Annotated in this window: 9 protein-coding genes; 2 read left to right on the forward strand and 7 right to left on the reverse strand. The window is 62.9% G+C overall.

Going from position 1 to position 13,455, the window contains the following annotated elements:
• The first annotated feature begins 8 nt into the window (after nt 1-8).
• Nucleotides 9-4,877, forward strand: a complete 4,869-nt coding sequence (locus C9990_RS13820; protein ID WP_065907896.1) for an NAD-glutamate dehydrogenase — start codon at nt 9-11, stop codon at nt 4,875-4,877.
• Nucleotides 4,878-4,925: 48 nt separating this feature from the next.
• Here the strand turns inward: C9990_RS13820 and C9990_RS13825 are convergent, their stop codons facing one another.
• Complete coding sequence (locus C9990_RS13825) at nt 4,926-5,537, reverse strand: hypothetical protein (RefSeq protein ID WP_106803627.1); 612 nt, start codon at nt 5,535-5,537, stop codon at nt 4,926-4,928.
• A 145-nt stretch (nt 5,538-5,682) separates the two neighbouring features.
• Here C9990_RS13825 and C9990_RS13830 point away from each other — a divergent pair, with 145 nt between their 5' ends.
• Nucleotides 5,683-6,261 (forward strand): TIGR00730 family Rossman fold protein, encoded by a 579-nt coding sequence (locus C9990_RS13830; protein ID WP_106803628.1) that lies wholly within the window; start codon nt 5,683-5,685, stop codon nt 6,259-6,261.
• A gap of 137 nt (nt 6,262-6,398) precedes the next feature.
• Here C9990_RS13830 and C9990_RS13835 read toward each other — a convergent pair whose 3' ends face one another.
• From C9990_RS13835 to C9990_RS13860, 6 genes are all read right to left on the reverse strand, one after another.
• A complete protein-coding gene (locus C9990_RS13835; protein ID WP_157955074.1) occupies nt 6,399-8,813 on the reverse strand; it encodes a TonB-dependent siderophore receptor in 2,415 nt (804 codons plus the stop codon).
• A 94-nt stretch (nt 8,814-8,907) separates the two neighbouring features.
• Nucleotides 8,908-9,837 carry a FecR domain-containing protein gene (locus C9990_RS13840; protein WP_106803630.1) on the reverse strand — a complete coding sequence of 310 codons (930 nt, stop codon included), beginning with the start codon at nt 9,835-9,837 and terminating at the stop codon, nt 8,908-8,910.
• A complete protein-coding gene (locus tag C9990_RS13845; RefSeq protein WP_106803631.1) occupies nt 9,834-10,370 on the reverse strand; it encodes a sigma-70 family RNA polymerase sigma factor in 537 nt (178 codons plus the stop codon). The genes C9990_RS13840 and C9990_RS13845 overlap by 4 nt, the downstream gene beginning before the upstream one ends.
• A gap of 72 nt (nt 10,371-10,442) precedes the next feature.
• Entirely contained in the window at nt 10,443-11,129 is a 687-nt protein-coding gene (locus C9990_RS13850; protein WP_106803632.1) for a GntR family transcriptional regulator, read from the reverse strand.
• Nucleotides 11,130-11,146: 17 nt separating this feature from the next.
• Entirely contained in the window at nt 11,147-11,848 is a 702-nt protein-coding gene (locus tag C9990_RS13855; protein ID WP_065907910.1) for a FadR/GntR family transcriptional regulator, read from the reverse strand.
• A 169-nt stretch (nt 11,849-12,017) separates the two neighbouring features.
• Nucleotides 12,018-13,343 carry a C4-dicarboxylate transporter DctA gene (locus tag C9990_RS13860; protein ID WP_177343961.1) on the reverse strand — a complete coding sequence of 442 codons (1,326 nt, stop codon included), beginning with the start codon at nt 13,341-13,343 and terminating at the stop codon, nt 12,018-12,020.
• Nucleotides 13,344-13,455: the final 112 nt, after the last annotated feature.

Consider the following 13,455-nt stretch of genomic DNA (forward strand, 5'->3'; position numbering starts at 1 on the left):
TACCACAGATGGCGTTCTTCACCGCAGCCAGCAAGGCCGACTTCCAGCATCAACTGCAAGCGGCACTGGCGCAGCACATCAGTGAACAGGCACTGCCACAAGTGGCGCTGTTCGCTGAACAATTCTTCGGCATCATTTCCCTGGACGAACTGACCCAGCGTCGCCTTTCCGACCTGGCCGGTTGCACCCTGTCTGCCTGGCGCCTGCTTGAGCGCTTTGATCACACCCAACCGCAAGTGCGGGTCTACAACCCCGATTACGAACGTCATGGCTGGCAGTCGACCCACACCGCGGTCGAAGTGCTGCACCATGACCTGCCGTTCCTGGTCGACTCGGTGCGTACCGAGCTGAACCGCCGCGGCTACAGCATCCACACCCTGCAGACCACCGTGCTCAGCGTACGCCGTGGCAGCAAGGGCGAGCTGCTGGAAATCCTGCCCAAGGGCACTCAGGGCGAAGGCATCCAGCAAGAATCGCTGATGTACCTGGAAATCGACCGCTGCGCCAACGCCGCCGAACTGAACGTGCTGAGCAAAGAGCTTGAGCAGGTACTCGGCGAAGTGCGTGTGGCCGTGGCCGATTTCGAACCGATGAAAGCCAAGGTCCAGGACCTGCTGGCCGGTATCGACGCCAGCCAGTTCGTGATCGATGGCGAAGAAAAAGCCGAGATCAAGAACTTCCTGGAATGGCTGGTGGGCAACCACTTCACCTTCCTCGGCTATGAAGAATTCGTGGTACGTGACGAGGCGGACGGCGGTCATATCGAATATGACGCCAATTCCTTCCTCGGTCTGACCAAGCTGCTGCGCGCCGGCCTCACCGCCGATGACCTGCGCATCGAAGACTATGCCGTTGCCTACCTGCGTGAACCGACCGTGCTGTCGTTCGCCAAGGCCGCGCACCCAAGCCGCGTGCACCGTCCGGCCTACCCGGACTACGTGTCGATCCGCGAGATCGATGCCGACGGCAAGGTCATCAAGGAACACCGCTTCATGGGCCTGTACACCTCCTCGGTGTACGGCGAAAGCGTGCGGGTCATCCCGTATATCCGTCGCAAGGTCGCCGAAATCGAACGCCGCTCGGGCTTCCAGCCCAAGGCGCATTTGGGCAAGGAACTCGCCCAGGTGGTCGAAGTACTGCCGCGTGACGACCTGTTCCAGACCCCGGTCGACGAGCTGTTCAGCACCGTGATGTCGATCGTGCAGATCCAGGAACGCAACAAGATCCGCGTATTCCTGCGCAAAGACCCGTACGGTCGTTTCTGCTACTGCCTGGCCTACGTGCCGCGCGACATCTATTCCACCGAAGTGCGCCAGAAAATCCAGCAAGTGCTGATGGATCGCCTGAAGGCTTCGGATTGCGAGTTCTGGACCTTCTTCTCCGAGTCCGTGCTGGCGCGCGTGCAGCTGATTCTGCGGGTCGACCCGAAGAACCGCCTGGACATCGACCCGCTGCAACTGGAAAAAGAAGTGGTACAGGCCTGCCGCAGCTGGCAGGACGACTACTCCAGCCTGGTCGTCGAAAGCTTCGGCGAAGCCCAGGGCACCAACGTGCTGGCCGACTTCCCGAAAGGCTTCCCAGCCGGTTACCGCGAGCGTTTTGCTGCGCATTCGGCCGTGGTCGACATGCAGCACCTCAACAGCCTCACCGAAGCCAACCCGCTGGTGATGAGCTTCTACCAGCCGCTGGGCCAGGTCTCCGGCCAGCGCGAGCTGCATTGCAAGCTCTACCACGCCGATACCCCGCTGGCACTCTCCGACGTGCTGCCGATCCTGGAAAACCTCGGCCTGCGCGTGCTGGGTGAATTCCCGTACCGCCTGCGTCACGCCAATGGCCGTGAGTTCTGGATCCATGACTTTGCGTTCATCGCCGCCGAAGGCGTGAACCTGGATATCCAGCAACTCAACGACACGCTGCAGGACGCGTTCGTGCACATCGTGCATGGCGACGCCGAGAACGATGCGTTCAACCGCCTGGTACTCACCGCCGGCCTGCCGTGGCGCGACGTGGCGCTGCTGCGTGCCTACGCGCGCTACCTCAAGCAGATCCGCCTGGGCTTCGACCTCGGCTACATCGCCAGCACCCTGAACAACCACACCGACATCGCCCGCGAGTTGACCCGGTTGTTCAAGACCCGTTTCTACCTGGCGCGCAAGCTCACCGCCGACGACCTGGAAGACAAGCAGCAACGCCTGGAACAAGCGATCCTCACCGCGCTGGACGACGTCCAGGTGCTCAACGAAGACCGCATCCTGCGTCGCTACCTGGACCTGATCAAGGCCACCCTGCGTACCAACTTCTACCAGACCGACGCCAACGGCCAGAACAAGTCGTACTTCAGCTTCAAGTTCGACCCGCGTGCGATTCCTGAGCTGCCAAAGCCGGTGCCGAAGTTCGAGATCTTCGTCTACTCGCCGCGTGTCGAAGGCGTGCACCTGCGCTTTGGCAACGTTGCGCGCGGCGGCCTGCGCTGGTCCGACCGTGAGGAAGACTTCCGTACCGAAGTGCTCGGCCTGGTAAAAGCCCAGCAAGTGAAGAACTCGGTGATCGTGCCGGTGGGTGCGAAGGGCGGCTTCCTGCCGCGTCGCCTGCCACTGGGCGGCAGCCGCGACGAGATCGCGGCCGAGGGCATCGCCTGCTACCGCATCTTCATTTCCGGCCTGCTGGACATCACCGACAACCTGAAAGACGGCGCCCTGGTACCACCGGCCAACGTCGTGCGCCATGACGACGATGACCCGTACCTGGTAGTGGCGGCGGACAAAGGCACCGCGACCTTCTCCGACATCGCCAACGGCATCGCCATCGACTACGGCTTCTGGCTGGGCGATGCATTCGCCTCCGGTGGTTCTGCCGGTTACGACCACAAGAAAATGGGCATCACCGCCAAGGGCGCGTGGGTCGGCGTGCAGCGTCACTTCCGTGAGCGCGGCATCAATGTGCAGGAAGACAGCATCACCGTGGTCGGCGTCGGCGACATGGCCGGTGACGTGTTCGGTAACGGCCTGTTGATGTCCGACAAGCTGCAACTGGTCGCGGCCTTCAACCACCTGCACATCTTCATCGATCCAAACCCGAACCCGGCGACCAGCTTCGTCGAGCGCCAGCGCATGTTCGAACTGCCGCGTTCGGCGTGGACCGACTACGACACCAGCATCATGTCCGAAGGCGGCGGGATCTTCTCGCGCAGCGCGAAGAGCATTGCCATCTCGCCACAGATGAAAGAGCGCTTCGACATTTCGGCCGACAAACTGACCCCGACCGAACTGCTGAACGCCTTGCTCAAGGCGCCGGTGGACCTGTTGTGGAACGGCGGTATCGGTACTTACGTCAAGGCCAGCACCGAAAGCCACGCCGATGTCGGCGACAAGGCCAACGACGCACTGCGTGTCAACGGCAACGAGCTGCGCTGCAAGGTGGTGGGCGAGGGCGGTAACCTCGGCATGACCCAATTGGGTCGTGTGGAATTCGGCCTCAATGGCGGCGGTTCCAACACCGACTTCATCGACAACGCCGGTGGCGTGGACTGCTCCGACCACGAAGTGAACATCAAGATCCTGCTCAACGAAGTGGTGCAGGCCGGTGACATGACCGACAAGCAGCGCAACCAGCTGCTGGCGAGCATGACCGACGAAGTCGGCCACCTGGTGTTGGGCAACAACTACAAGCAGACCCAGGCCCTGTCCCTGGCCGCCCGCAAGGCCTACGAGCGCGCAGCCGAGTACAAGCGCCTGATGAGCGACCTGGAAGGCCGTGGCAAGCTGGACCGCGCCATCGAGTACCTGCCGACCGAGGAGCAGCTCACCGAGCGCGCGTCCAACGGCAAGGGCCTGACGCGTCCAGAGCTGTCGGTATTGATCTCCTACAGCAAGATCGACCTCAAGGAAGCGCTGCTCAAGTCGCTGGTGCCGGACGACGAGTACCTGACCCGTGACATGGAGACTGCGTTCCCACCGAGCCTGGTCGCCAAGTTCTCCGAGGCCATGCGTCGCCACCGCCTGAAGCGCGAGATCGTCAGCACCCAGATCGCCAACGACCTGGTCAACCACATGGGCATCACCTTCGTGCAGCGCCTCAAGGAGTCGACCGGCATGAGCCCGGCGAACGTGGCTGGCGCCTATGTGATCGTGCGTGACATTTTCCATCTCCCGCACTGGTTCCGTCAGATCGAAGCCCTGGACCACCAGGTCTCTGCCGACGTGCAACTGGAGCTGATGGACGAGCTGATGCGCCTGGGCCGCCGTGCTACACGCTGGTTCCTGCGCAGCCGTCGCAACGAGCAGGATGCCGGGCGTGATACCGCGCACTTCGGTCCACACCTGGCCGCGTTGGGCCTCAAGCTCGACGAACTGCTGGAAGGCCCGACCCGCGAAGGCTGGCAGACCCGCTACCAGGCCTACACCGAAGCCGGCGTGCCGGAGTTGTTGGCGCGCATGGTGGCCGGTACGACGCACCTGTACACGCTGCTGCCGATCATCGAAGCCGCCGACGTCACCGGTCACGATGCCGCCGAAGTGGCGAAAGCCTACTTCGCCGTGGGCAGCGCCCTCGACTTGCCGTGGTACCTGCAGCAGATCAGCGATCTGCCAGTGGCCAACAACTGGCAGGCCCAGGCGCGCGAAGCGTTCCGCGACGACGTGGACTGGCAGCAACGCGCGATCACCATCGCGGTACTGCAAATGGCCGATGCGCCACAAGACATGGAAGCCCGCGTGGCCCTGTGGCTTGAGCAGCACCAGGACATGGCGGATCGCTGGCGCGCGATGATGGTGGAAATTCGTGCTGCGGTCGGCACGGACTACGCCATGTACGCGGTCGCCAACCGTGAACTGCTGGACCTGGCGTTGAGCGGTCAGTCGGTGCTGCAACCGGCTTGATCCAACCGCTGGACACAAAGCCCCGCATCGTAAGATGCGGGGCTTTTTTTATGGCGTGGCAGTCCCCAGGCACGGCTGGATAACTTTTTTCAGCCCGGTGTTATTGGCTGGCAGTAAAAACGTTGCGGTCAGCGGCTTGCCCCCCTCCTGGGCCGGCACCAATGACAGTGTCAGGCTTTGACCCCGTGAGGCATCACTGGCCCAGTAGGCGAGTTCGTCGCGGGGCACGGAGCCGCGGAGTACAAAAATCGTGCTGACCTGGAAAACCCCGCCGTGGGTCCACACGCCATTGATCGAGTGATCGACGCTGGCACGGGTTCCCGTCGTGATGCGCAGTGGTCCGTCTTTGGCGGCACCCTTGCCTTCAAAAGGCGCAACGTCGAAGCCCAGCGATTGTGGGGAGATCTCCAGTTCAATACCCACCGATGGGTTCTGCGGGTGACAGCTGATCGCCAGGTTGGCCTTGACGCTATACCCGTCATAGGCACTGGCACCAAACGTGCGGGCCGTCAGCATCGGGCCGTCTGCGTAAGGTTGCTCAAGCAACCAGACGGGGTGTGCCGGGGTGATCACTTGCGTGGCGTCGTCACCGAGATGGGCATGCGCATTCAGTGCTGGAATAAAAGCGCTGGCGATCAGGGTACGGATAAGGGGTCGCATAGGGGCACTCATCGGCAAAGGAATGTTGATAATACGGCCACCCATTCTGCCGATTGCTCGCCGACAGGGCTGTCAGTCAATACGCAAAGAACCTGGCGTGGTTTAATCCACCGGGTACTCAACAACACTCAGCAAGCGAGGGTCTATGCGACTGTGTATTTTTTCCGGCTCAAGCCCAGGCCGGTTGCCGGTGTATGCCGAAATGGCCACTCAATTGGGTCAGGCGCTCGCCAAAGCCGGTATCGGCCTGGTCTACGGCGGCGCCTCGGTCGGTTTGATGGGCGCGGTGGCCGACGCGGCGCTGGCCAGTGGCGGTGAAGTGATTGGTGTCATGCCGGCGTTCCTGGCCGATAAGGAGCTGGCCCACACCGGCCTGGCAGACCTGCGGATCGTCGGTTCCATGCACGAGCGCAAGGCGCTGATGGCGGATCTGTCCGACGGCTTTATCGCATTGCCTGGCGGCATCGGCACGTTTGAAGAGTTGTTTGAGGTGTGGACGTGGGCGCAATTGGGCCAGCACGCCAAGCCTTGCGCACTGTTGAACATCAACGGGTTTTACGATGGCTTGGCCGCCTTCCTCGACAACGTGGTCAGCGAGGCGTTTTTGAAGCCGGTGCACCGCGACATGTTGATTGTCGAACCGAACGTGGAGCGTTTACTGGCGGCAGTGCGCGACTATACGGCGCCTACCGTGGCCAAGTGGATCGAGCGCGAGCAAACCTGAGGCCGCAAGCGCCTGCAGTCGGGTGTGGCGCAGCGACTCTTCGCGACGCCACGTGCTGTTGATCCAGCGCCCCTTGCTGCCGACTTGAGGGCAAACCCGATGGCGCGGGCCTTCGCCATCGGTTGTCAGCGGCTGCCTTACCAGTCGTAGGTCAGCGTCGCGGTCACATTGCGCCGTGGGCCGTAGTAGCACGCGGTGGTGTTGGTGCAGGCGGTGATGTAGTCCTTGTCGAACAGGTTGCTGGCATTCAGCGCGACGCGGGTGCCTTTCAAATCATTGGCCAGCTTGCCCAGGTCGTAATGCACGGCGGCGTCGAACACGGTGACGTTGCCGCTCTGGATACGGTCGCGTGCGGCGGTGGTGGAGACGGCGGAGCTGCCCCACAACACGCCGGTGTAGCGTGCGCCGGCGCCCAGGCCGAGGCCGGTGAACGGGCCGTCATCGAGGGTGTAGTCCAGCCACGCCGACGCCCGGTGGCGCGGGGTGAAGGGCAGTTCGTAGCCTTTATCGGTGTAGGCCGAGGTCACGTAGCCGCTCTGGGTGATTTCACTGTCGGTGTAGGTGTAAGAGGCAATCAGCGACAGGTTGCGGTTCAGTACCGCCTTGCCTTCCAACTCGAAGCCACGGCTGCGCGCTTCGCCGATCTGCACGGTATTGCGCATGTCGAGCGGGTCGGCCGTGGTGAGATTCTTCTGGGTCAGGGTGTAGACCGACGCGGTGATAAAGCTGTCCTGGCCCGGCGGTTGGTACTTCACGCCGGCTTCATATTGCTCGCCTTCGGTCGGCTTGAAGATCGGTGTGGTCGCGCTGACGCTGGTATTGAGCGTCGGGTCGAACGATTGCGAGTAGCTGACGTAGGGCATCACGCCGTTGTCGAACAGGTAGCCGAGCCCCGCGCGCCAGGTGCCTTTTTCATCGTCCTGCTTGATCACGCGGTCGCGTGGCGTCGCGCGGTCCGGGCGGAAGTCGCTGGTGGACGTGGCCCAGTCGTAGCGACCGCCGAGGGTCAGGATCCAGCTATCCAGCTTGATCTGGTCCTGCAGGTAGACGCCGGTCTGCTTCTGGGTCTGGTACATGTCGCGACCCACGTACTGGCCGCTGACGCTGCCGCCGTAAGTGGGGTTGTACGGGTTGATCGGGCTGAACGTGCCGTTGACCACGTCGTTGTCCAGCGCGTTGCGCCGGAAATCCAGGCCCATCAGCAGGGTATGCTCCAACGCACCGGTGTTGAAGCGCGCCTGCGCCTGGTTATCGACGTTGAAGATCTGGATGTTGCGCTTGATGTCGGAGGCCAGCCGATTGAGCACCGGGCTGGTGGCGCTGGCATAGCCGTTGTTGAACGCCGAGCGGTTCTGGATGTTTACCTTGCTCCAGCGCAGGTTCTGGCGAAGGGTCCAGGTGTCGTTCAGATGGTGCTCGAACAGGTAGCCGAGCTGGAAGCTTTCGCGGCGCAGCTGATCGTAATCCGGATCGCCCAGCAGCGTGTCGCTGCCGATGTGGCCCCAGGGCGAACCCTGCTGCGAGCCTTTTTGCGGGTAGTACTGCTCGGTGGTGCCGCCCCAGTCGCGCTGGTATTGGGCAAGCAGGGTCAGCGAGGTGTCATCGTTAGGGCGCCAGGTCAGCGCGGGGGCGATGAAGTTGCGGTTGTTGTCGACGTGTTCGACCTGGGTGCCGCTGTCCTTGACCAGGCCGGTCAGCCGGTAGCTCCACACGCCCTGGTCGTCCAGCGGGCCGCTGAAGTCGAAGCCCAGTTGCTTGAGGTCATGGCTGCCGCCTTGAACCTGCAACTGATGCAAGGGCGTGGTGGTCGGCAGTTTGCTGGTGAGGTTGATCAAGCCACCGGGACGGCTCTGGCCATACAGCATCGAGCTGGGGCCGCGCAGCACTTCCACGCTTTGCAGGCCGTAGGGCTCGGACACGCTGCCCTGGCCACTTTCGCCATACGGCAGCATCAGGCCATCCTGGAACACGTAGGGCGAAAAGCCGCGCACGCGAAACTGCTCGCGGCTGTTGTTGCTGCCGGTGTATTCGCCATAGATACCGGGGGTGTAGCGCACCGCCTGGCTGACGTCCTGTACGGCCTGGTCATTCATCTGCTTGCGCGACACCACCGAGATCGACTGCGCAACTTCGGCCAGTGGCGTATCGGTCTTGGTTGCGCCACGGCTGCGCTTGACCACATAGCTGTTGTCGCCGTTCTCTTCACTGTCGAACGTGTTGGCGTTGATGCTGGTCTCGCCCAGGTTGAGGGTGCCGGAGGGCAGGGGCTTGAGCGTCAATACGCCGCCTTCGGTGGTGTCCAGGCCCAGGCCGGAACCTGACAGGGCGCGGCTCAAGGCCTGCTCAGTGCTCATGTCACCGCGTACCGCGGGCGCTTGCAGGCCGGACACCAGGCTCGGTTCATACACGATTTCACGCGCGCTTTGCTGGGCGATGCGGCCCAGGGTGGTCGCCAGCCCCGCGGGCGGCAAGTCGAAATTGGCGGCGTGGGCCAGGCCCAGGGGGGCCACCAGCAGGGCTAGCGGAAAGAGGGTACGGGTGCAGCGGGACATAACGAGGGCTCCATTGGCGGTCCGCATTCGTGGGCGGTTCATGGGGTATGTCCAGCGAGCATGAAAAAGCGATATAGGCGGATGAAAAAATAATTCAGGCGCGGTCGACGCTTACCCACCACTCGCCATAACGCTGGATGCGCAGCGGCATGGTTTGCGCCAGGGCGGCGAGGGCGCGGTCGCTGTGGTCGAGGGAGAACACGCCGGAGACGCGCATCGGCGCAGCGCTCGGGCTGACGCGCAGCACGCCGCGCCGGTACGGTTTCAACGCGGCGATGACGTCGCCCAGTGCCCAGTCCTGCACGTTGAGCCAGCCGTCCTGCCAACTGCTTTCGCCGCTGTGGTTGGCGGCCAGGCGTTCAATGCTGTCGTTGAAGCGTGCGCCCTGATCCGCTTTGAGCGTCAGTTGCGCGCCACGGCGGGTGGTGATGTGCACGTCCGGCCCCAGGGCCCAGACGTGGGTGAATGAGGCGTACGCCGCTACCATCAGCCGTGTGCCATTGCCCTGTATCTGGCCAAACGGGGTGCTGATATTGAAGGGGCGTGGCTCGTGGCGGATGTCGAGGATGATCTTGCCGGCGCGCAGCGACAGCCGGCGTTCGTCCGTACGCCAATCGATATCCACCGCGCTTTGTGCATCGAGTACCAGGTGGCTGCCATCTGCCAGCCATGTGTTCAGCCGCTCGCCGGTGCCGGTGCGCAGGTCGGCGCCGAATTCCGCCAGTGGCATGCCTGGCTGGCGCAGCGCCTGGGTGACCACTCCGAGTCCGGCGACGGCCAAGGCGCCGCGCAGCAATTGACGACGACTGGGGCGCGGTGCTTGCAAGGCGCGGCGGGCCTGTGCGTCATGGGCCGGCGCCAGGCTGCGTTGCACATGGCTTTGCACGGTATTCCAGGCCTGGGCATTCAGCGGATCGGCCTGCAGCCAATGCTCGAACGCATGGCGTTCACTGGGCAGCAGCGATTCATCGCGCAGGCAGGCACTCCACTCGATAGCTTGTTCAAGGGCGGCGCGCGAACTCATGATTCCAGCAACTCGCGGCAGCACAGGCGCAGTCCCTTGGCTACGTACTGGCGCACGCGAATCGTCGACACGCCCAGCAGCGCAGCAATGTCGGCGTACTTCATGCCATCGATCTGGCTGCACAGGAACGCGGTGCGCGCACGCGGCGACAACCCATCCAGCAAGGCATCCACGGCCAGCAGGCTTTCCAGGGTCAGGGCGTGCTCTTCCGGTGACGGCTCCACCGCTTCGGGCTGGGCGGCCAGCACTTGCAGGTAGGCGCGTTCCAGGTCGCGGCGACGCCAGGTGTCGTAGATCAGCCGCTTGGCAATGGTGGTCAGCAGCGCGCGCGGTTCGCGAATGGTTTGCGGCGCGGGCAGCGCAACGACTTGGACAAACGTCTCGGCGGCCATGTCGGCGGCATCATGACGGCAGCCCAGGCGGGCGCGCAGACGGTCGAGCAGCCAGCCATGGTGGTCGCCAAACAACTGCCTCAGGATCTGCTCACGCAGGGTCGAAGCGTCGGAAGAGGTGAGGGGCGTGGCTGGCGGCATGTTGTAACTGTCTGGGCGGGAATGAGAGCGATTATCAATTATTCGCCCTCAGGTGACAACCGCTCGCCGCGCTCAGTTGAGTTGCAGCAGCTTGGTTTCCAGGTGATCCAGATGCTCGGTCATCAAGCGCACTGCCATGTCCGTGTCGCGTTGCTCAATCGCATCGACAATCGCCACATGCTCCTGCCACGCGCAGTACGTGCAGGCCTGCGCTTCGTACTGGGCGATGATCAACGACGTCAACGGCACCAGGCTGTTGAGAAACTGCGCCAGCGGCGCATTGCCGGCCATCGCAGCCAATTGCAGGTGAAACTCGCCGGACAAACGAATCGCCGGCCCCCGTTGATCACGCTCGATACAGTCGCGCTCGCGCGCAATCAGCTCGCGCAGCTGGCGGATCTGTCCAGGCGTTGCCTGGGCGCAGGCCAGTTGTACCACGGTGATTTCGGTCATGCGCCGGGCTTCGAGGATTTGCCGGGTCTGCTGGCCATCCGGTGCGGCGACCTGGGCGCGCTGGTTGGGGCGCAGGATGATCACTTGCTGGTGGGACAGCTTGGCCAGCACCCGGCGAATCACGCTGCGGCTCACGCCAAAGGTCTCGCCCAGGCCTTCTTCGGTAAAGCGGCTGGACGGGGCGATGCGTTGCTCGAGGATGGCATCGAACAGCCGTGGGTAGATGTCATCCACCGAGGGCTTCTTGCCGGCCACCAGGCGCAGGGTGGGCAGGACGGGGTCGCGTTGCAAGGCGTGGGCGTTCATGGCCGGTCTCCAAAAAATCAACTGCCCAGGTGGTCGTCCGGGATGTTCAGGCGAATGCCCATGCGCAGGCCTTCCTGCAGGATATGTCGGCGCATTTCGGCGCTGGCCAGGGCACTGTTCTTGTTGCGGATGGCGCGCACCACGGCCTCGTTTTCCTGCAGGCGTTCGGCCAGGTGTTCCGGCGAGTTACGCAGCACCTGGGCGCTTTGCTTGAGCGCGTTGCTGGTTTGCTGCACCACGTTCTGGAAGATCGGGTTGGAGGTGAGGGCGAACAATTCCTCGTGGAAGCCGATGTAGGCGTTCATGCCCGCTTCAGCGTCACCGGCATCGAGGGCTTCGCGCATGTCCATCAGGGTCAGGCGCAGTTGCCCGACTTCCTTGCTGCTGATCGACTGCGCCACCAGGCCGACGATGAAGGGTTCGAGGGTGTAGCGCAGTTGCAGGATGTCTTCGAGGCTGGCGTCGGCCACGGCGTCACTGGACTGTGGATCGCTGACGCTGGTTTCCAGCACGACCACGCCTTTGCCGGGCATGGAACGCACCAGGCCGAGGGTTTCCAGCACGATCACGGCTTCACGCAGGCTCGGGCGGCTGATGCCCATCTGTTCGGCCAGTTCACGCTGGCCGGGGAGCATTTCGCCCCGGCGCCACTGGCCTCGCGCCAGGGCGGCGCGAAGTTTTTCGACGACTGAATTGACGACGGTTGAGGTGCTGATCACGTCTACCTCTCCTTTATGTTGCGAATACATTAGCGAGCATGGCGACTCTTGACTGTGGGAGCGGGCTTGCTCGCGAAAGCGCTGGGTCAGTCACAGATGTATTGACTGAATAACCGCTTTCGCGAGCAAGCCCGCTCCCACATTTGAACGGTGCCGCTGATGAAATCGGTCAGAACTCCTGGTGCGCGGGCAGTACCGGCTTCTTGGCCTGGAAGGCATAGCCCTGCTGGCCGTCGAGCACCTTGTTCGCACGCTGGATATCGATGTCTTTTTCCCAACGGGCAATGGCCACGGTGGCGACGCAGTTGCCGATCAGGTTGGTCAGTGCGCGGCCGATGCCCATGAACCAGTCCACCGCCAGCACCAGCACCAGGCCGACCACCGGAATCGCCGGGATCGCCGTCAGCGTCGCTGCGAGGATTACCAGCGCGGAGCCGGGGATGCCGTGGGCGCCCTTGGAGGTGATCAGCGACACCAGCAGGATGGTCAGCAAGTCGGTCATCGACAGCGGCGTGCCGGTGGCGTTGGCGATAAACACGATGGCCAGGGTCAGGTAGATCGAGAAACCGTCGAGGTTGAACGAGTACCCGGTCGGAATCACCAGGCCCACGGTGGAGCTGCCGATGCCCAGGTGTTCGAGCTTGCGCATGATCTGTGGCAGCACGGCGTCGGAGGAGGCGGTGCCCATCACGATCAGCAGCTCTTCGCGCAGGTACTTGAGCAGCGGCAGCATGCGCAGGCCCGACAGGCGCATGACCAGGCCGAGGATCACGGCGACGAAGGCAAAGCACGTCAGGTAGAACAGGCCGACCAGGCTGCCCAGGTGTTGCAGGGAATCCAGGCCGTAGGTGCTGGTGGTGAAGGCGATCGCGCCGAATACGCCGATGGGGGCCAGGCGCACGATCATGCCCATGATGCGGAAGATGATATGGCTCAGCTCGTTGATCAGCCGCGAGATGCCGGAAGCGGCTTCGCCAACCAGGTTCAGGGCGCTGCCGAACAACACCGAGAACAGCAGCACCTGCAGCACATTGTTGTCTGCGAAGGCGCCGATCACCGAGTTGGGGATCAGGTCCATCAGGAACTGGCTGGTGCCACGGATATGCTGGCCCTTGTCCGCCAGTTCATTGAGGCCGGCGGAGGACAACTGCTCCAGGTGGATATTGGCGCCGGTGCCGATCCCGGTGCTGAAGGCCATGATCAGGCCGATCACCAACGCGACGGTGGTGAGGACTTCAAAGTAAATCACCGACTTGAGGCCGATACGCCCGACTTTCTTCAAGTCGCCGGCACCGGAAATACCGCTGACCACCACGCAGAATACGATCAGGCCGATCAGCATTTTGATCAGCTTGATAAAGCCGTCACCCAGGGGTTTGAGTTGCGAGGAGAATTCGGGAAGGGCCAGGCCGCAGATTATGCCTAGAGCCAGGCCAATCACGACTTGCAGGAAAATCGAACGCGAGCACCATCTGAGCATGGGAGGGATCTCTATTCGGTGCCCTGGTGGTTCCAGGGCTTAATTGTTGTGGTCATACCGGTAAGTCCAGTGCGCGGCCAGTCTACGCCGGGTTTTTTTGAAATAACAAGTCATTCTTGGGCGGTTG

The organism is Pseudomonas sp. S5D5, from assembly GCF_003013355.1.
Taxonomy (GTDB): domain Bacteria; phylum Pseudomonadota; class Gammaproteobacteria; order Pseudomonadales; family Pseudomonadaceae; genus Aquipseudomonas; species Aquipseudomonas aylmerensis.